The 20303-nt window shown below is 71.1% G+C and carries 13 protein-coding genes and 1 pseudogene; 9 read left to right on the top strand and 5 right to left on the bottom strand.

Annotated elements, in window-relative coordinates:
- Positions 1-89 precede the first annotated feature (89 nt).
- The 7 genes from drmA (at position 90) to AC529_RS05365 (ending at position 13869) form a co-directional block, all read left to right on the top strand.
- Positions 90-3884 (top strand): DISARM system helicase DrmA, encoded by a 3795-nt coding sequence (gene drmA / locus AC529_RS05335; RefSeq protein WP_068754012.1) that lies wholly within the window; start codon positions 90-92, stop codon positions 3882-3884.
- Complete coding sequence (gene drmB, locus AC529_RS05340) at positions 3881-5776, top strand: DUF1998 domain-containing protein (protein WP_157080053.1); 1896 nt, start codon at positions 3881-3883, stop codon at positions 5774-5776. Before drmA ends, drmB begins: the two co-directional genes overlap by 4 nt.
- Positions 5773-6537: a DISARM system phospholipase D-like protein DrmC gene (drmC, locus tag AC529_RS05345; protein WP_068754014.1), complete on the top strand. Its 765-nt coding sequence runs from the start codon at positions 5773-5775 to the stop codon at positions 6535-6537. Before drmB ends, drmC begins: the two co-directional genes overlap by 4 nt.
- A gap of 174 nt (positions 6538-6711) precedes the next feature.
- Positions 6712-8301: a serine/threonine-protein kinase gene (locus AC529_RS05350; RefSeq protein WP_068754017.1), complete on the top strand. Its 1590-nt coding sequence runs from the start codon at positions 6712-6714 to the stop codon at positions 8299-8301.
- Positions 8302-8376: 75 nt separating this feature from the next.
- Positions 8377-10467 carry a UvrD-helicase domain-containing protein gene (locus AC529_RS05355; RefSeq protein ID WP_068754019.1) on the top strand — a complete coding sequence of 697 codons (2091 nt, stop codon included), beginning with the start codon at positions 8377-8379 and terminating at the stop codon, positions 10465-10467.
- A 47-nt stretch (positions 10468-10514) separates the two neighbouring features.
- The gene (locus AC529_RS05360) at positions 10515-12788 is read left to right on the top strand and encodes a GmrSD restriction endonuclease domain-containing protein (RefSeq protein WP_068754021.1); all 2274 of its coding nucleotides are present in this window, start codon (positions 10515-10517) and stop codon (positions 12786-12788) included.
- Between the two features lie 316 nt (positions 12789-13104).
- Positions 13105-13869, top strand: coding sequence for an enoyl-CoA hydratase (locus tag AC529_RS05365; RefSeq protein WP_068754023.1), 765 nt, complete (start codon positions 13105-13107; stop codon positions 13867-13869).
- 60 nt (positions 13870-13929) lie between these two features.
- On the opposite strand, the gene AC529_RS05370 is transcribed toward AC529_RS05365, so the two are convergent.
- Positions 13930-15105 carry an acyl-CoA dehydrogenase family protein gene (locus AC529_RS05370; RefSeq protein WP_068754031.1) on the bottom strand — a complete coding sequence of 392 codons (1176 nt, stop codon included), beginning with the start codon at positions 15103-15105 and terminating at the stop codon, positions 13930-13932.
- A gap of 77 nt (positions 15106-15182) precedes the next feature.
- On the opposite strand from AC529_RS05370, the gene AC529_RS05375 reads away from it, so the two are divergent.
- A complete protein-coding gene (locus tag AC529_RS05375; protein ID WP_068754033.1) occupies positions 15183-15788 on the top strand; it encodes a TetR/AcrR family transcriptional regulator in 606 nt (201 codons plus the stop codon).
- Positions 15789-15823: 35 nt separating this feature from the next.
- Here AC529_RS05375 and AC529_RS05380 read toward each other — a convergent pair whose 3' ends face one another.
- From AC529_RS05380 to AC529_RS05395, 4 genes are all read right to left on the bottom strand, one after another.
- Complete coding sequence (locus AC529_RS05380) at positions 15824-16156, bottom strand: DUF4333 domain-containing protein (RefSeq protein ID WP_068754034.1); 333 nt, start codon at positions 16154-16156, stop codon at positions 15824-15826.
- Between the two features lie 506 nt (positions 16157-16662).
- A complete protein-coding gene (locus AC529_RS05385; RefSeq protein WP_157080054.1) occupies positions 16663-17817 on the bottom strand; it encodes a methyltransferase domain-containing protein in 1155 nt (384 codons plus the stop codon).
- 376 nt (positions 17818-18193) lie between these two features.
- Positions 18194-18748: a bacterial proteasome activator family protein gene (locus AC529_RS05390; RefSeq protein ID WP_068754038.1), complete on the bottom strand. Its 555-nt coding sequence runs from the start codon at positions 18746-18748 to the stop codon at positions 18194-18196.
- A gap of 49 nt (positions 18749-18797) precedes the next feature.
- On the bottom strand, positions 18798-19799 hold the full coding sequence (locus tag AC529_RS05395) for an NAD(P)H-quinone oxidoreductase (RefSeq protein WP_068754566.1): 1002 nt from the start codon (positions 19797-19799) through the stop codon (positions 18798-18800).
- Positions 19800-20028: 229 nt separating this feature from the next.
- On the opposite strand from AC529_RS05395, the pseudogene AC529_RS05400 reads away from it, so the two are divergent.
- Positions 20029-20303 (top strand): annotated as a pseudogene (locus AC529_RS05400) (hypothetical protein); the annotation flags it as partial.

The raw sequence follows: 20303 nt of genomic DNA on the forward strand, positions 1-20303 counted from the left end.
GGTAGTCGACGCTTCACATCTCACGGTTCTAGCTTGGGGACCGCGGCACTCCTCTCTCACCAGGACGCGAGTGGAAGGCTTCTCCCTGCATGTCCGACGCACTCTTCCCCAACCCCCACGGCGAGCAGACCGAACTCGACACCTCCGAACCGCCCCCGCCGGACCCCGCAGACCTCCTCGACCAGTCGCAGCCGTTCACCCAGGCCGCCTCGTTCCAGGTGCGCGACGCCTTCCAACGGCTCGTGGAACGCGACCTGCTCGGCCCCTGGGACGGCGACCACGAGCGTTTCGCCCCGAGGGCGCGCGGCCCCCGCGACCGCTACCTGGTGGGCATGCTCGGTCCCCGGCACCACGCGCCCCGGCGCGGCGAGTCCGCCATCACCCTCGACACCTCCACCGGTGTCGCGGGTGAAGCACGCGGCGAGGAGGGGGCGGAACTGCCCGAGGTGCTGCCCGCGCAGCCCCTCGGCCGCCTGTGGGCCTCGTCCATGGGACTGTCCTGCCGCGTGGCCGCCGACACCGACGTGCTCGTGGTCACCGCCGCCTGGGGCGAGTACACCCGGGAGAAGACCGAGGACGAGGAGGGCCGCCAGCGCACCGTATGGGCGCGCGTGCCCCGCCGCCACGTCCGGGAGGTCCGCCTCGACGGCGCCCCCGACCAGCGCATCGCCCTGACCGCCGACGATCCCGACAGCTCCTGCGTCTACCTGGCCGTCGCGGTGCGCCCCGCGGGGACGACCCGCACCGTCGAACTCTCCCTGGTCAACAACCAGCGGGAACCCGACTCCGCCCTGGACACGGCGTGGCTGTTCCAGACGGAACTCACCGTCACCGCACTGGACGGCAGCTCCCCGGTGTTCCTGCCCATCGACGACCCGCTGACCGAGGACGCCCCCCACGTGGACGACCCGGAGGAGCTGCACCTGCGGCTCCTCTACCGCGACCAGCTCAAGTACGCCACGGGCCACAACGTCGCCGTGCACGCCGACGCCGTCCCCGAGCTGCGCCGCGCCCGCACCCTGCGGACCACCTGGCTGCCCAGCTACGACGTGCCCGCCACTGTGGCCCCCGACGGGGAGGGCACCCCGCTCGCCGACGCCCTGCTGTCCATGGACGCCCTCGCCGAGGCCGCCCCCGACACGCTGCGCACCGGGCTGGCGCCGCTCGCCGACGGGTACGAGGCATGGCTCGACGAGCGCGCCGCCGAGATCCCCGGCCTGCCCGCGCGTCTCGGCAAGGCCGCCGAGGCCGCGGTGTTCCGCGCCCGCCGCGTCGCCGAACGCATCCGCGCGGGCATCGCCCTGCTCACCGACCCGGCCGTGCCCGGCCACGCGGACGCACTGCGCGCCTTCCGGTTCGCCAACCGGGCCATGGCCGCACAGCGGCGGCACACCGAGATCGCACGGCTGCGCCAGGACCCGTCGATCAGCTACGTCGAGGCCGAACGGCGGGTGCGGGAACGCGGCCCCTCCGCGGCGTCGTGGCGCCCCTTCCAACTGGCGTTCATCCTGCTCAACCTGCCGTCGATCGCCGACGTGGACCACCCGGACCGCACCTTCGCCGACGGCGTGGTGGACCTGCTGTTCTTCCCCACCGGCGGCGGAAAGACCGAAGCCTACCTGGGACTGACCGCGTTCACCTTCGCCGTCCGGCGGCTCCAGGGCACGGTCGGCGCCGGCGAAGACGCGCGCGACGGCGCGAGCGGGGTGGCCGTGCTGATGCGCTACACGCTGCGGCTGCTCACCGCCCAGCAGTTCCAGCGCGCCGCCGCGCTGGTGTGCGCGGCCGAGGTGCTGCGCGCCGAGGACCCCGCCACCTGGGGCTCCGAGCCGTTCCGCATTGGTCTGTGGGTGGGGATCGGGGTCTCCCCGAACTGGTTCGACGAAGCCAGGGACCAGATCGCCGCGGCCCGCGAATCCGGCAGCGGCCGACGTGCCAACGTGCTGCAGACCGTGACGTGTCCGTGGTGCGGCGCCGCGCTGCACGCCTACCGCGACCTGCGCACCGTCGAAGGACTCCGGCGGGTGCTGCTGTTCTGCGGCAACGGCGAGGGGGCCGACGCCTGCCCGTTCTCGCGGAAGCACTCCCAGGAAGGGCTGCCGATCCTCACCGTGGACGAGGAGATCTACCGGCTGCTGCCCAGCCTGGTCATCGCCACCGTGGACAAACTGGCGCAACTGCCGTGGAAGGGCTACGCGGGCATGCTGTTCGGCCGGGTGCACGAGTACTGTCCCCGGCACGGCTACCGGCACGACGACCTGGACGAGAAGACCGGCTGCGGCTCCCGCCACAACAAGAAGGGCGACCTGCCTGCCGTGTCCAGCCGCCCCGTGGTGCGGCTGCGCCCGCCGGACCTGATCATCCAGGACGAGCTGCACCTGATCTCCGGCGCGCTGGGCACCACGGTCGGCCTGTTCGAGTCGGCCGTGGACGAGCTGTGCACGTGGACCACGCCGAACGGCACGGCGACCGGGCCGAAGATCGTGGCGTCCACCGCCACCACCAAACGCGCCGCCGCGCAGGTGCGGGGCGTGTTCGCGCGCGGCCTGGAGATCTTCCCACCGCAGGTCACCGACGTTGCCGACACGTTCTTCTCCCGGCAGGCGCCGGTCACCGAGGCCACCCCCGGACGACGCTACCTGGGGGTGTGCGCACACGGCACCCGGTTGAAGTCCGCGGAGATCCGGATCGCCGAGATCCTGCTGCTCGCCGGGCAGACCGTGTTCGACCGGTACGGCGCGCCCGCCGACCCGTACATGACCCTGGTCGGCTACTTCAACGCCACCCGGGAACTGGCGGGCATGCGCCGCTACCTCGACGACGACGTGGTGACCCGGGTGCGGCGCAGCAGGCCCGGCCTGTCGCGTCGGCTCGTCGGCGCCGCGAAGCTGCTCACCGTCCAGGAGCTGACCTCGCGCATCTCCTCCGGCGACATCAGCGAGGTGCTCAAGCACCTGGAGGTCGGCTTCGACCCGGACCTCGACACCACCGGGCGCCAGGAGGCCGTCATCAGCCACGTCCAGGACGTCCGCAAACGGCACGGCAGGCAGAAGGGGTGGGACCAGCTTCCGCTGCACCCGGTCGCCCGCCGCTCCTACGACCGGTCCGACCGGCTCCCGGTGGACGTGGTGCTGGCCACCTCCATGCTCCAGGTGGGTGTGGACGTGTCCCGGTTCGGTCTGATGATGGTGGTCGGCCAGCCCAAGAACACCGCCGAGTACATCCAGGCCTCGTCCCGGGTGGGACGTGACCCGGCCCGCCCCGGCCTGGTCCTCACCCTCTACAACTGGTCCCGCCCCCGGGACTTGGCGCACTACGAGGACTTCGAGCACTACCACGCCACCTTCTACCGGCAGGTGGAGGCGCTCAGCGTCACCCCGTTCACCCGCCGCGCCCTGGACCGGGGCGCGGCCGGCGCGTTCGTCGCGGCGGTGCGCAACACCGTCGAACACCATTCGCGGGAGGGCGACGCCCACGACGTGGACCTGGACGGCCCCGAAGTGCGGCGGATCACCGAGCGGATGCTGGCCCGGGCGGAACGGGTCGGTGGTCCGCGCGGCCGCGACTACCTGGAGGAGCGGCTCAACCGGCTGCGGGATGTCTGGCAGCGGGAGCGGACCGGGGAGACCCGGCTGGGCTACGACTCCGGCGTCTCCCACGGGCAGCGGCTGAAAGGGCTGCTCACCAAGGCGGGCACCGGCTCGTGGGACGACACTACGGTCGGCATGTCGATGCGTGAGACCGAGAACGAGATCAATCTGTTGGTTCCCGGCAACGGAGGGGTCTACCACGAGGCCCTCGGGGCGCCCGAGTGGTCGTTCGCCCCGCCGGGCGGTGAGGACGCCCCCGCGGGTCCGGGGAGCGGCGAGGAGGTGCGGCAGTGAGCGACCAGTACCGTCGCAAGGTCGGCACGATCCGGCCCAGCCACCTGATGTTCACCGGAGGCGTCGGCGCACTGGTGGACCTGCCCAACTTCTCCGTCCTGGTGAGCGGGCTGGACTCGTGGCGCTACGACAACGTCCCCGACCACGCGCCCATCGAGGAGCCGCGGCTGCTGGCCGCAGTCCAGCGGATTCCCGGGAACCGACAGGTCAAGGAGCTGCGTCCGGCCCCGTGGATGGACGACTCCGACTCCGGCGCCAACAGTCCGGCGGCGCGGGTGGGGGTGCCGACCGTCCCGTTCCCCACGTGGCTGCGCTGCACCGCCTGCGACGAGCTCGCTCCGCTGGCCAGCAAGACCTTCCTGTTCGAGAACGACCGGCCCAGCCGCCCGCACGACGCGCGGTTCTTCCACGAGCGCTGCGCCAGGAAGAAGGGCCGCAGGCCGCTGGCGGTGCCCGCGCGGTTCGTGCTCGCCTGCCCCGCGGGCCACCTCGACGACTTCCCCTACCGGCAGTTCGTCCACTACGGACAGCCCTGCCCCAAAGTGGGGAAGTTCTCGCGGATGCGGATGAAGGACCAGGGCGGCAACCTGGGCGCCAACGTCACCCTCCAGTGCCTGAGCTGCGAGGCCCAGCGGAACATGCGCGACGCGCTGGGCGACAACAGCAGTGGCCTGCCGCACTGCCGGGGCCGCCACCCCCACCTGGGCACGTTCGCGGAGGACGGCTGCGACCAGCGTCCCCGGGTCCTGGTGGTGGGCGCGTCCAACCAGTGGTTCGCGCAGACCCTGTCGGTGCTGTCGCTGCCCCAGAGCCCCGCCAGGGAACTGGAGGGCCTCGTCGAGCATTACTGGGAGCAGTTGGCACCGCTTCCCCCAGCGATGTACCCCTACGCCCGCGAGAACGTCTCTGCGCTGCGTGCCTTCGAGAAGTGGAACGACGCCGAACTCGCCGCCGCGGTCGAGCGGGTGCGCGCCCGCCGGGAGGGCCAGGACGGCGACGACCAGGGCGACCGCCTGGACCTGCGCACCCCCGAGTGGGAGACGCTGTCCTCGCTCCCCGCACCCGACCCCGACCCGAACTTCGCGCTGCGCCGTGACCCCGACGGCGTGCCCGCTCCGCTCAAGCGGATCTTCTGCGACGTGGCGCAGGTGGAGCGGCTGCGCGAGGTGCGCGCCCTCGTCGGCTTCACCCGGCTGGACGCCCCCGACCCCGAGGACTCCGAACTGGTCACCCGCGCTCCGCTGAGCCGCGAGGAGCCCACCTGGGTGCCGGCCAGCGAGGTGCGCGGCGAGGGCGTGTTCCTGCGCGTGCCCGAAGAACTGCTGGCCGCCTGGGAGCGGCGGGTGGAGAACTCCGAGGCGTTGCGCCGCCACCGCGAGGCATACGCCCAGTACCGGCGCAACCGCTACTCCGGCCGGATCAGGGGAGAGTTCGACGAGATGCGGCACTGGCCGGGGGCCCGCTACATCGCCCTGCACACCCTGTCGCATCTGCTGATCCGCACGATCGCTCTGGACTGCGGATACAGTTCGGCGAGCCTGTCGGAGCGCATCTACACCAGCACTCCCGAGGACCCCCGCGGCGGCATCCTCATCTCCACGGCGGTGCCCGACTCGGAAGGCACTCTCGGCGGTCTGGTGTCGCAGGCCGAACCGGACCGGCTGGTGTGGCTGGTGCGGCGGGCGCTGCGCGACGCCACCCGCTGCTCCTCCGACCCGCTGTGCAAGGAGCGACTGCCGCAGCCGTACGCCGACTTCCTGCACGGCGCTGCCTGCCACGTGTGCCTGTTCGTGTCGGAGACCACGTGCGAGCGCGGCAACCGGTTCCTGGACCGCCGGTTCGTGGTGCCCGTCGACGACCCGGAACTGGCACTCTTCGGTGAACTGCCGTGACCCGCTTCGAGGAGGCTGCCTCCGCCGCCGCGGCCGCGCTGGGCGCCGAGGCGTTGGACGCGCTCGCGGAACGGATCGCCGCCGGGTGGCCGCCCCACGCGATCCTCGGCGAACGGGGGTGGCGCTTCGACGAGGCGGCCGCACCCGTGCTCGCCGCCCTCGACGGGGAGGTGCCGCCGCCGGAGGCGGCCGCCTACCTGCGTGGGCTGGCCGAAGGGCTGCGCCGGGGCCGCTCCGACACCACCGTGGAGACGGTGTGGAGCGGCCCCGCCAGCAACGCCGTGCCGGTGCGCGCCACCGCGCAGGTACTGCTCGACGTGATCGCCGAAACGACCCGCGAACTGAGGTTGATGACCTACTCGGCCCGCCCGCACCGGGAGGTGCGGGCCGCACTGGCCGCGGCCGTGGCGCGGGGGGTGGCGGTCACGGTGGTGGTGGAGACGCTCCGCGGTGCGGGCGGTGCGTTGGAAGGCGACGAGCCCGCCGCCGCATTCGCCGGGATCGGCGGGGTGCGGGTGTGGCACTGGCCGACCGGCCAGCGGGCCGTCCGGCACGGCAAGATGCACGCGAAACTGGCCGTCGGCGACCGGAGGACGCTGCTCGTGTCCAGCGCGAACCTCACCCAGTCCGGGGTTGCCGCCAACATCGAGGCAGGGCTGCTGGTGCGCGGCGGCCCCGCGCCGCGACGGGTCGCCGAGCACATCGACGCGTTGCAGGCTGCCGGTGTGCTCCGGCCGTTCGGTGGAGGACGGGACTCGTGAGCGGAGCAGTCGGCGCAATCCCAAGGAGCTGCGGCCGATGCTCCGGTCGGGTCCCGTCCTCCCCCGTCGTCCTGCCCTGTCCGAGAACCCCCACTGTTGCGCGGTGTCTTCCGGTCGGTGTCACTGGATGTCCGTTCGGGGCCGCGCAGTGTTCCGGTGTTGAGGAGATCCCCGATGTCCGGTGGCTCGTCGAAGACGATGGTGTTGGAAGGCCGCTATGAACTGCGCCCCCTGGCGTCCGGCGGTATGGGCGAGGTGTGGGAGGGACACGACACCCGCCTCGACCGGGAGGTGGCCGTCAAGTTCCTCCGCTTCCCCGACGGCGTCCACGACGAACAACTGGTACGCCGGTTCATCCGCGAATCGCGGATCACCGCCCGCCTCGAACATCCCGGAGTGCCCGCCGTGTTCGACCGGGGCACCCATGAGGGACGGCCGTACCTGGTCATGCAGCGTGTCCACGGCATCAGCGTGTCCGATCTGATCGCCGAAGAGGGAGAGCTGCCCGTGGGCTGGGCCGCTGCCATCGCCGCTCAGGTGTGCGCGGTGCTCACCGCTGCCCACGGGGCCTCCCTGGTCCACCGCGACCTCAAGCCCTCCAATCTCATGCTGGAACCGGAGGGAACGGTCAAGGTCCTCGACTTCGGACTGGCCGTGGCTCTCGACCGCAACGACTTCTCCCAGATCACCCGCACAGGGCAGACGCTCGGTACTCCCGCCTACATGGCCCCCGAACAGGTGGCCGTCGGGATGAGCACCCCGCAGAGCGACCTGTACGCCCTGGGCTGTGTCCTCCACCAGATGCTGACCGGACAGCAGCCGTTCACCGGCTCCACGGCCTACGCCACCATGAACAAGCAGGTCTCCGAGCCTCCGCAGTCGGTGCGGGTCCACCGGCCCGAAGTTCCCGCGGCCTTCGCCGACCTGGTGCTGCAACTGCTCGCGAAGAAACCCGAGGACCGGCCCGGCAGCGCCCAGGAGGTCTACCAACGGCTGCTGCCGTTCACGTCCGACCTCGGCCCTCTACCGGGGCCTTTTCCCTCGCCGCAGCTTCCCGGGCCGACGCGCATGTACGCGACGGTGGTGAGCCGGGTGTTCGGCAGGGGCGCCGCAGCGGTTCCGGGCCGTCCCGGAAAAGAGACGGCAACGGCGTCCTTCCCAAAACCTCCCCGGCCACGACCGGCTCCGTCCGCTCCCGGTTTCGACCGCTCCGACCTGTCCCGCCTCCGGAAGCAGGCACTGGACCTCGCCTCGGAGTCCCGCTACAGCCAGGCCGCCGACGTACTGGCGTCCGCCGTCGGCATCGCCGAGCAGGCATTCGGCTCCCTGGACGCCGACGTGATGGACCTCCGCCGGCACCTCGCCGAGGCGCTGTTCGACGGGGGCGACTACCGCAGAGCGGCCCCGGTGTTCGCCGTTCTCGCCGCCTACCTGGCCGAACGCGACGGCCCCGACGGGGAACTGGTGTTCCGCTACCGGCTGCGCGAGGCCACCTGCCACGCCCTCGTCGGCGACGCCAAGGAAGCCCTGGAGCTGATGCGACGTCTGCTCTCCGACGAGCAGCGGGTCTACGGCCCCGGCGACCCGCGCGTCCTGGAACTGCGCCGCCAGATCGGACTGGTGCAGCTCAGCTCCGGCCAGCACGAGCAGGCCGCGCAGACCCTGCGCCCCCTGCTCGTCGACCTCATCCGGCTGCACGGTCCGGACCACCCCCAGGTGTCAGGAGTGCGCGCTCTGCTGGAGCAGGCCGAAAGAACCCCGTAAAACTCACTGATCCTCTTGAGAACTGCAATCACCGCGATACGGTCGAAACAGCCCAGGACGGAGGGAAGACAGTAGATGGCGCGTCTGGCGATTGACCGCGACTTTCTCCGTGACTTCGCAGACCTGGAGAAAACAGTCCAGGATCGGGTCACCGAAGTGTTCGCGAAGTTCGAGAGCGCCCGCCACACCGGAATCCACCTGGAGAAAATCACCCGCGCCCGCGACGACCGGTTCCGCACCATTCGCATCGACCAGTTCTGGCGCGGCGTGGTCCTCGCCCCCGAGTCCGGTGACACCTACACGCTGCTGAAGGTCCTCCCGCACGACGACGCCTACGCCTGGGCGCAGCGCCGCACCGCCACGGTCAACACCGCCACCGGGCGCATCGAGATCCGGGACGTGGAGGCCATCGACGCCTCGCTTCCCTTCCTGGAACAGACCGCGAAAAAGGCTCCGAAGCGGCTGTTCGACCACGTCAGCGACGCCGACCTGCGCAGGCTGGGTGTGGACGGGCAGACCCTGGCCTTCGCCCGCGCCCTCACCGACGAGGTGCAGTTGAGGTCCGCCGAGGGGTTCCTGCCCCCCGTGCAGTGCCAGGTGCTGACCGCACTCGCCGCGGGCTACAGCCCTGAGGAGGTGTGGGCGGAACTCGGCTCCGACATCATGGGCGAGCAGATCGACCCCGACGACCTCGACGCGGCGGTGCAGCGCAGCTCCGACCGAGTGGTGCTCGTCGACGGCCCCGAAGAGCTCATGGCGGTGCTCGCGCACCCCTTCGCGCTGTGGCGGGTCTACCTTCACCCAGTGCAGCGCACCGTGGCCGAGGCCCGCTACGGGGGACCGGCCCGGGTCACTGGCGGCCCTGGCACCGGCAAAACGGTGGTCGTCCTGCACCGCGCCCGCCACCTGGCCACCCACGGCGAGGGGAAAGTGCTGGTCACCACGTTCACCTCCACACTCGCCGAATCCCTGAAAGCCGGGCTGAAACTGCTGGACGAGTCGGGGAAGCTCGCCGACCGCGTCGAAGTCGCCCACGTCGACCAGCTCGCCCACCGGATCTTCCGCGAGGCGCATGGCGCACCCGCGCTGCTGAACGACGCCCGCGAACGGGAACTGTGGACCACGATCGCGCACGACCTGGACGTCCCGTTCACCCCCTCGTTTCTCGCCGAGGAATGGCGACGGGTCGTCCTCGCCCAGCAGGTGCGCACCGCCCAGGACTACCTCGCGGCCAAACGCACTGGACGAGGCCGTGCCCTCGGCTCCCGCCAACGCGCCCAGGCATGGCAGGCGATCTGGGAGTTCGAGACGGCGCTGCGCGAACAAGGGCTGTGGACCCACGAAACCGTCTGCGTGGAGGCGACGCGGCTGTTGTCCGAACGCACCGACAAGCCGTACCGGCACATCGTGGTGGACGAGGCGCAGGACCTTAGCCCGGAGAAGTGGCGGCTGCTGCGCGCAGCAGCGCCGGAGGGACCCGACGACCTGTTCTTCGCCGCCGACACCCACCAGCGGATCTACCAGCACCGGGTGAGCCTGCGCGACGTGGGCGTGAACGTCACGGGACGCTCCACCCGCCTACGGACCAACTATCGCACCACCGCCGAGATCCTCGCCTGGAGCCTGGGACTGCTGCACGGGGAACGCATCGACGACATGGACGGCGGTCTCGACTCGATCGCGGGCTGCCGCTCCGAACTGCACGGCCCCCCGCCCACCGTGCAGGGCTTCAAGAGCCGTGAGGACGAACTGCGCAACGTCGTCGAGACGGTGCGCGAGTGGTTGAAGACAGGAGTGGCCCCGGAGGAGATCGGGGTGGCCGCGCGCTCCCGGCGCTTGGTGGACGAGGTCGTCACAGCCCTGGAGGCGGAGTCGGTACCGGTGCACGCACTGGCCGGCGGGCTTCCCGTGGAGGGATCGGTGTCCGTGGGAACCATGCACCGTATGAAGGGCCTGGAGTTCCGTTGCCTGGCGGTGACCGGGGTCAGCGAAGGGCAACTGCCCTCCCCCAACGCGATCACCCCCGCCGACGAGGACGAAGCCTCCCACCGCGCCGACCTGCAACGGGAACGCTGCCTGCTGTTCGTGGCCTGCACCAGGGCGCGGGAATGCCTGCACGTCACCTGGAGCCGGGAGCCGAGCCCGTTTCTTGCCGCCCTCTCCTGAACTCGCTGCCCTCGTGAGATCCGCACCCTCGTGAGAGAGGTTTCCCCATGGCCAAACTGTCCACCCTGCTCGACCAGATCGATTCGGGCACCATCCTGCTGCCGGAGTTCCAGCGCGGCTACGTGTGGAACCGCGACCAGGTGCGCGGTCTGATGCGTTCGCTGTACCGGGGATACCCGGTCGGCAGCCTGCTGCTGTGGGAAACCGCTGCGACCGACGTGTCCGCGCGCGGCGGTGCGGCGGCGATGGGCGGCACCTATCTGATGCTGCTGGACGGCCAACAGCGCATCACGTCCCTGTACGGGGTCATCCGGGGCAGGCCGCCTGCCTTCTTCGACGGCGACGCCAAGGCGTTCACCGGGCTGTACTTCAACGTGGAGAGCGAAACCTTCGAGTTCTACGCCCGGAGCAAGATGTCCGGGGACCCGTGCTGGGTGAACGTGACGGAACTGTTCCAGCAGGGCCCCGTGCCCTATCTGACCAGGTTCACCGACGTCTCCTCCGAACTGGCCACGGTCTACCTCCAGCGGCTCAACCGGCTCCACCAGGTGACCGAACGCGAGTTCCCCCAGGAGAAGATCACCGGGGCCGACAAGGAGATCGACGAGGTCGTCGACATCTTCAACCGGGTCAACTCAGGCGGCACAAAGCTGTCCAAGGGTGACCTGGCTCTGGCCAAGCTGTGCGCGCAGTGGCCGGAAGCGCGCAGCACGATGCGCGCCGCCCTCGACCGGTGGCAGCAGGCAGGCTACCGCTTCAAGCTGGACTGGCTGCTGCGCACCGCCACCGCGGTGGCCACCGGGCGCTCCCAGTTCGAGGCGTTGGACAAGGTGGAAGCCGTCGAGTTCCAGGCCGCGCTGGAGAAGGCGATCACCCATGTCGACACCTTCCTCAACACCGTTTCGGGGCGGCTGGGCCTCGACCACGACCGGGTGCTGCCCGGCCGCTACTCCATCACCGTCGTGGTGCGGCTGCTGGAGCTCAACGGCGGCTCCTTCGACGACGGCGCACACCGGGACCGGGTCCTCTACTGGTACATCCACTCCGCGCTGTGGGGGCGTTACAACGGTCCCACCGAAACCAACCTGCAGCAGGACTTCGACACCGTGGCCCGGGAGGGTATCGACGGGCTGATCGCCTCCCTGGAGAGGGTCAGGGGAAGTTCCCTCACCGTCCGCCCGCACGACTTCGAGGGGTCCACGCGGGGGTCGCGCTTCTACCCGCTGCTGTACCTGCTGACCCGGGTCAAGGGCGCCCGCGACTTCGGCACCGGTCTGGAGCTGAAGGCCGAAACGCTGGGCAAGCTCTCGTCGTTGGAGATGCACCACGTCTTTCCGAAGTCCCTGCTGTACAACAACTACGACCGAGGACACGTCAACGCGATCGCGAACTTCTGCTTCCTCACCCAGCAGAGCAACCTCGAGATCAGCAACCGCAAACCGGAGGAGTACCTCCCCGAAGTGGAGGCCCGGCACCCGGGTGTGCTCGCCTCGCAGTGGATTCCGACCGACCCCGCGCTGTGGCGGATCGAACGCTACCGCGATTTTCTGGCCGCCCGCCGGGAGCTGCTGGCCGAGGCGGCGCAGTCCTTCCTGGAGGAGCTGCGGTCCGGGGCCGCGAGTACGAACGAGACGGTGCTGCGCCCGATCACCGTGGTCTCTCCTGAAGCCGACGACCCGCGCACCGCACAGGTCCGCGACCTTGTCGACGAACTGCTGCGGCTGGGCTACGCCGAACCGATCACGGACACCGAGATTCCCGACCCCGAGACCGGGCGGACCCTGGCGGTGGCCGAGGCGTTCTGGCCGGACGGACTGCAGACCGGCCAGGGGGTCCCCGTGGTGTTGGAGCTCGATCCCGACGCGGCCGACCTGACCCGGCTGAAGGAACTGGGCTATGAGGTGTTCACCTCGGTGGACGCGCTGCTCGGCTACGTCAATCGGCGTAACGCCGACGCCGCCGGGGAGCAGGTGGAGCAACCTGCGGAGCGCCGTGTGGAGGACTCCGACCCGCTGACGCAGGAGTTCGCCCAGGCCCTGCGCTCGGTGTACACCCGCGCCCGGGACGAGGCCGGGTACACGCCCACCCATCTGCTGAGCATGATCGCCGATCTGGGCCCCCTGGGAACGGCGCGCCGCCTGCTGCACGCGCCCACCGTCTCCGACGGGTTCTCCGCGCTGTGGGAGCGGGGCAGGCTCGACCTCACCGTGGAGGCGGTGGTGTGCGAACCCCGTTTCGCCCCGCTGTTCGAGGACAGGGAGGTGGAGGTGGCCCGCAAGCGTCTCAGCCAGTTCGGCTACCTCGTCGACGGCGCCGCCTGACCGGCTGCCACGGTCTGCTGCCGGAGCCGCCAGGATGCCGTGGCCCCGGCGTCCCGTGGGTTCGCCCACACCGCTCTCGGGTGGGCGACGGCGGTCCGGGAGGCCGGAAGCCGCCCCGCTGCGCTGTGCGGTGTTCCCGTTCGCTTTGCCGACTGTCGCTTCCCCGGCGCTTCCGTGCAAGCCGGTGACGGCCACCGCCCCCGCCGCGCCGGGCGAAGGGCGGGGGGCGCTCCGCGGCCGCGGCGGGGGCCGGACTACGCTGCGGTTTCGTGCCGTGGGACAGGGCGGCGGAAGCGGCGGAACACGTGGAGGAGCGATGGGGGAGTTCATCAAGTTCGAGTCCGACGGGCCGGTGCGGCACATCGTCCTCGACGCGCCGCACCGGCTCAACGCGCTGGACCGGCCGATGCTGGCGGAGCTCGCCGCCGCGGTCCACGAGGTCGCGGCCGACGAGGAGGCTCGGGCGCTCGTGGTCAGCGGCGCGGGTCGGGCGTTCTGCGCCGGCGCCGACGTCACCAGCCTGTTCGGCGACCCCACGCGTCCGCCCGCGGTGATCCGCGACGACCTCAAGCAGGTGTACGCGAGCTTCCTCGGCATCGCCGAGCTGAGCATCCCCACGATCGCCGCGGTGGGCGGGGTGGCGGTCGGCGCCGGGGTGAACATCGCGATGGCCTGCGACATCGTCATCGCGGGGCCGCGCGCCGAGTTCGCGATCACCTTCGCCGACATGGGCCTGCACCCCGGCGGCGGAAGCAGTTGGTTCCTCACCCGCCGCCTGGGCGGCCACCGGGCGCTGGCGACCCTGTTGGACGCCGAGCGCATCGGCGCCGAGGAGGCGTTCCGCATGGGTCTGGCCACCCGGCTGGCGGAGAACCCGGTCGCCGCGGCGCTGGAGCTCGCCCACCGCGCCGCCCAGCGCGACCCCGCCCTGGTCAGGGACATGAAGCGGGCGGTGCGCATGGCGGAGGAGGCCGACCTCGACACCGTGCTGGAGTTCGAGTCCTGGGCGCAGGCGTCGTCGGTGAACTCGCCGCGCTTCCAGAAGTTCCTCGCCGAGTTCGCCGCGCGGAAGAAGAAGTAGCGGCGCGGTCCGGCGTGGGGCGTCCCCCGTGGCCGCCCCACGCCGCTCCCCGGTCCCGGGTCAGCCGGCGACCGTGATCGTGCCGCGCTCGGCGCCGCGGGCGAGGTGGCGGCCGATCACCATGCGCTGGATCTGGTTGGTGCCCTCGAAGATCTGCATGACCTTGGCCTCGCGCATGTAGCGCTCGACCGGGAAGTCGCGGGTGTAGCCGTAGCCGCCGAGGACCTGCACGGCGTCGGTGGTGACCCGCATCGCGTTGTCGGTGGCGACCAGCTTGGCGATGGACGCCTCCCGGCTGTAGGGGAGGCCGTGGTCGCGGAGCCGGGCCGCGCGCAGGGTCGCGGCGCGGGCGGTCTCCACCGCGGCGGCCATGTCGGCGAGCAGGAACGCCAGTCCCTGGTGTTCGATGACGGGCCTGCCGAAGGCGTGGCGCCGGCGGGCGTAGTCGGCCGCGGTGTCGAGGGCGGCCTGGGCCAGCCCGGTGGCCACGGCGGCGATGCCCAGGCGTCCGCCGTCGAGGGCGGACAGCGCGATCGGCAGGCCCTGGCCCTCCTCGCCGACCCGCTGTTCGACGGGGACGCGCACGCCGTCGAAGCGCACCATCGTGGTGTGCGATCCGGTCAGGCCCATCTTGCGTTCGGGCCGGTCGGCGCTGATCCCCGGCGTGTCGGCGGGCACCAGGAAGCAGGAGACGCCGTGGGAGCGGTCCTCGCCGGTGCGGGCCATGACGGTGTAGAAGTCGGCCTGTCCGCCGTGGGTGATCCAGGACTTCACGCCGTCGATGACGTAGTGGTCGCCGTCGCGCCGGGCGCGGGTGGTCATCGCGGCGGGGTCGGATCCGGCGTGCGGCTCCGACAGGCAGTACGCGCCGAGCAGGTCGCCGCCGAGCAGGTCGGGCAGCCACCGCCGCCGCTGCTCCTCGGTGCCGTGGACGGCCAGGGCGTGGCAGGACAGCACGTGCACGCTGACGCCCACGGCGACCGACGCCCACACCGCCCCGATCTCCTCCAGGACCTGGAGGTAGACCTCGTAGGGCTGTCCGCCGCCGCCGTACTCCTGCGGGTAGGGCAGGCCCAGGACGCCCAGCGCCCCGAGGGTGCGGAACGCCTCGCGGGGGAAGCGCTCGGCCTCCTCGGCCTCGGCGGCGTGCGGTGCGAGCTCCCGGCGCGCCACTTCGCGGACGAGCGCGACCAGGTCTGCCGCCTCACGGGACGGCACCAGGCGCGTTACGGACATGACCTCGCCTCCGTACTAAGATCAGTACCAAAGTACTGATTTCAGTACCAGAAAAGCAAGATCGGTACCCTGAGTCCATGCCTGCCCCGCAGAAACTCCCTGAGAAGACCCGTGCGCGCCGCGAGGAACTGCTCGACGGGCTCCGCCGCCTGTTCCTCGCCGAGGGGTTCTCCGCCTTCAGCGTGAGTGACATGGCGGAGCGGCTGCACTGCTCCAAGAGCACGCTGTACCTGGTGGCGCCGAGCAAGGAACAGATCGTGGTCGCGGCGGTCCGCTCCTACTTCAAGAGGGCGGCCGAGCGCATCGAGGCCCGGGTGGCCGAGTCGCAGGACCCCCGGCGGCTGGCGGTCTACCTGGAGGCCGTCGCCTCGGAGCTGGAGCCGGCCTCCGAGCAGTTCTACGCCGACCTGGCCGCGTTCGCGCCCGCCAACGAGGTCTACCAGGAGAACACCCTGGTGGCGGCCAGGCGCGTCCGCGAACTGGTCGCCGAGGGCGTGGCGGCCGGGGTGCTGCGCCCGGTGGACGCCGCCTTCGTGGGCTCGGCGGTGGCCCAGATCATGACGGGAATACAGAACGGCACGATCAAGGCGGCCACCGGGCTCGACGACGCCGAGGCCTACCGCCACCTGGCGGACCTGGTCATGGCCAGTCTCACCCGGGAGCCGACCGGATCGCACGCCTGAGGGCGCCCCGACCGGACGGGGCGCCGCCGCGGCCATCAGCCCATGGGCGCCTCGTCGACGAGGATGTCGAAGTTGACCTCGTTGCCCTCCACGCTGGTCGCGACCACCGTCACGCCGTAGACACCGGAGGCGGTGTCCAGCTCGCAGCGGATCTCCGCGCCGACCTCGGCGGGCAGGTCCTCCGGACAGGTGACGTCACCGGACTGCTCGCCCAGCTCGGCCGCGAGCTGCGCCTCGACCACCTGGGCGACGGTCTCGCTGTCGACGCTCGCCGCGCCCACACTGAAGTTGAAGCTGCACGCTCCGGTGAGCAGCACCGCCGCTCCCGCCGCCACCACCGCGACGCTCCGCTGAACCGCAGTCTTCATCCGACATCCTTTCGCGCTAGTCCCTCTCGTCCCGGCGCACCCTTGGATGCACGGATTGCGTGGTTCGTTCCCTCGATTACAACTATTACCGAAGGAGTCACCCCGGTTACTCTACGGTATGTTTCGTCCCCCGCCCGATCGACACCGTGATCCCCACCCTCACCACCAGCCCTGGTTTCGGTCTCCCGGAAGCAGAGAAACGGTCACCCGGCCACGACGCGGAGCGGCAGCCCGCCGCACGGCCGCCGCGGCGGGGAACCGGCTCCCCGTCCACCCCTCCGGGGAACTCGCCCTGAGGCCAAAGTGAGAATTTTCGGATTATTCTTCTCTTCTCGGCCGCCACCTCCCGCTCTATTTCCCGAGAACCGGACAGAAGAGCAGAATACTTTTCATCTTCACTTTTCCGAACGCGGACAGCAAAAGCCACGGGCGGGTCCCCGCCTGGCTGGCGGCTCCGCCCGTGGCCTCTCCCCCCTTATCCCCCCTCGGGATGGCTCCGGAATGGTCTACGTGTGGGACACCCGGCAGCGGTGCACCGGGGTCTCCGGCCGGTCCAGCCACACCGACTGCTCCTCGGCGGTCACCGTCATCCCGAAACGCTCCCACTCGGGACTGCCGAGCCGCAGCCACCAGGAGTACGCCTCCTCCACCTCGCGCCACAGCCGACGCGGTCCGTACTCGTGGACCGTGAACTCCTCCGCCGCGGGGTCGGAGACGGTCACCGAGGCCCAGGAGTCGGCGTCGTCGTACAGCCACGCGGTGCCCCCGCCGGGCTCCGGGCCGTCCTCCCACTCCCAGCGGCACCCGGGCACCCGCATCCCCACCGCGAGGAAGGCCCCGGAGTTCGGGGTGACCCGGCGCGGGCAGAGCGTGCTGCGCCGGACGTCGGCCTGCGGCTGCCGTTCGACCAGGTCCTCCGCCCTCCACCGCCTGGAGCACCGGCGGTCCCGCGGGAGGACGACCGAGGACAGGAACCTGCCCGTGGCGACCCCGTCGTCCACCGTGAACCGCAGCAGGAAGGAGTCGGTGCACGGCGTCCCCCACGGAGCGACGATCACCCCGCCGTCCACGCACTGCTCCAGCCAACTGCGCGGGATGCGCTGCACGGCGTAGGAGACGAGGATGCGGTCGTAGGGCGCTCCCCTCGCCCACCCCAGGCAGCCGTCGCGCGCCACCACCGCGGCGTCCCACCCGGCCCGGCGCAGCGTGCTCCCGGCACGGCGCGCCAGGTCCGCGTCGATCTCGGTGCCGACCACGTTCTGCGCGCCCACCCGCTCGGCCAGCAGGGCGGTGGTGTACCCCGTGCCGGTCCCCAGCTCCAGCACCCGGGCCCCCGGGGCCACGTCGAGCTGGTCGAGCAGGGTCGCGGCCACGGTGGGGCAGGCCACCGAGCTGGTGCAGTGCGGGCGGGTGACGTCGGGGTCCGCGCAGCCGTCGTCGATCTGGACCACGATCGGCTCGTCGGAGTAGACCCGCCGGAGCCAGGACCTCGGGTCGGCGTCGCGGTCCCGCTGGAACCAGTCGTGCTGGCCGCGGTCCCAGAAGCGGTCGGGGACGAACAGGTGCCGGGGAACCTTCCGGAAGACCTCGGCCCATGCCGGGGTCAGCGTCCCGGACGCGACGAGCTGCGCGATCATTCTGCGGTGTTCGGAAATCACCACTCTCGCCTCACCTCGCCTGCTCTCCGGAGACGGCGTCACCGTTCCGAGGGCGGCGACGCCCGTAAGCGCTCCCCACACGGGAGCAACGAAAGCTTAAAAAGAAAACACCTCGTTTCGCAGCCGTTTCCTCATGTTCCCACTGATCCGGACAAAAAAATTCGGGCTTAAACCACAAAAGCCCCTAAAGGGCCGTCGATTCGAACGATGTTCACCTCATTGTCGTTGTCCGAAACCCCCCAGAAGTGAGGGAACAAATCTCCCGGACGGGCAGGACCGGAGCACACGCGCCCGGCGCCGCCCCTCCCGGAAGGGCGCCAAAGACGCGGCGCCCGGAGGAGCGCTGACGTCTCCTCCGGGCGCCGGACGGGCGTGGGGGTTACAGGTACGGTCCCGAGCTGCTCTGCGCGCGCCCCTGGGGGTGGTCGCCCTCCCCGTGCTGCTGGATCCCGGAGGGCAGCGCCCGGCGCATGTTCTCCAACTGGGCGCGGGCCGCCATCTGCTGGGCGAACAGGGTGGTCTGGATGCCGTGGAACAGGCCCTCCAGCCAGCCCACGAGCTGCGCCTGCGCGATGCGCAGCTCGGCGTCGCTGGGCGTCTCGTCGTCGGCGAACGGGAGGGAGAGCCGCTCCAGCTCCTCCACCAGCTCCGGGGCGAGCCCGTCCTCCAGCTCCTTGATGGAGCTGGCGTGGATCTCCTTCAGCCGGGCCCGGCTCGCCTCGTCCAGCGGAGCAGCCTTGACCTCCTCCAGGAGCTGCCGGATCATGCTGCCGATCCGCATGACCTTCGCGGGCTGCTCGACCATCTCGGTGACCGGGCGCCCCTCCGACTCCTCCTTCTCCTCCTCGGAGGAAGCGGAGGGCACGCTGATCGGCCCTCCCGGTCCCAGGACCAGAACCTGGGGCTGTTCTTCCTGACCGGGTCCGTTGTTCATCGCATCTCCCACCTTGCGGCTGTTGACTTCGGGGACACTACGCCGTTTGTCACGGTGAGTGCTGTTCATCGGTGACGAGCAGGATTTTTCCGACATGACCGCTCTCTTCGAGCACGCGATGCGCCTCGGCGGCCCGGCTGAGCGGCAGTACCCGGTCCACCACCGGACGGATCGTCCCCTTCTCGACCAGCGGCCACACCCGCTCCGCCACCTGGGAGACGATCTCGGCCTTCTCCTCCAGGGGGCGCGACCGCAGCGTCGCGGCGTGCACGGACAGCCTCTTGACCAGCATCCGCCCCAGGTCGAGTTCTGCCCTGCGTCCGCCCATCAGCCCGATGACGACCAGCCGCCCGCCCACCGCGAGGGAGCGGAGGTTGGCCTCCAGATAGCTGCCGCCCATGATGTCGAGCACCACGTCCACCCCGCGCCCGCCGGTCTCCTCCCGCACCCGCGCGGCGAAGTCCTCGGACCGGTAGTTGACGGCGACGTCCGCGCCGAGCTCGCGGCACCGCTCCAGCTTGGCCTCGCTGCCCGCGGTGGTCAGCACGCGGGCGCCGAACGCGCGGGCCGCCTGGATCGCGAAGGTGCCGATCCCGCTGGCGCCGCCGTGCACCAGCAGGGACTCCCCCTCGCGCAGCGCGGCGGTCCGGAACACGTTGGCCCACACCGTGCAGGCGACCTCGGGCAGGGCCGCGGCCTCGACCAGGCCGACCCCCTTGGGGACCGGCAGGAGCTGGCCGACGGGGACCGCCACCCGCTCGGCGTAGCCGCCGCCGCTCAGCAGCGCGCACACCTCGTCGCCGACGCGGTGGCCGGAGTCCTCGGTGCCGGGGCCGAGCGCGACGATGCGGCCGGAGCACTCCAGGCCGAGGTACTCGGGGGCGCCGGGCGGCGGCGGGTAGTGGCCCTCCCGCTGGCTGATGTCGCCCCGGTTGACCGCCGTGGCAGCGACCTCGACGAGGACCTCACCCGGTCCCGGTTCGGGGTCGGGCACCTCCTGCCAGGTGAGATTCTCCGGACCTCCGGGGGCGCTGACGACTATCGCTCGCATGCACACCACGCTACCCACCCCGGCGGAGCGGAGGGCTGCGCACCGGTGATGCCGGGATGCGACATTCGCTCCCTTCTCATCTCATGACCGCTAGTTTTATCGTTGGTGACCAGGTGTCTGAAGAGTAGGGGGACGGTGCGTTCCGCCGGGCGTTCCGTCCCTTCCGGTGAAGCAACCGACCGGCAGCGTGGCCGGGTGCGGTCTGGGGAGTGTCCTGAGGAGTGGCGCGGTGGCCTACGAAGAACACGACGGTTCCGAACACCTCGGTGCCCGTTCGCCGCGCTCAGAACACGGGGACCCCGCTCTCGGCTCTGACACCGGTGGGGAGCGGTACGAGGAGTCCGACGAGTGGTTCGGCGACGACGACTTCGACCTGGACCTGATCGCCCCTCCGCCGCCCTACGCCCAGACCTCGACGCCCGGCTCGGCCGCGCCGTTCTCCCCCGCACCGCAGCCCGCCGCGGAGCAGCCGCGGCCCGACCTCCCCGAGGCCGACCCGCTCGA

It is taken from the genome of Thermobifida cellulosilytica TB100 (assembly GCF_001517975.1).
In the GTDB taxonomy this organism is placed as follows: domain Bacteria; phylum Actinomycetota; class Actinomycetes; order Streptosporangiales; family Streptosporangiaceae; genus Thermobifida; species Thermobifida cellulosilytica.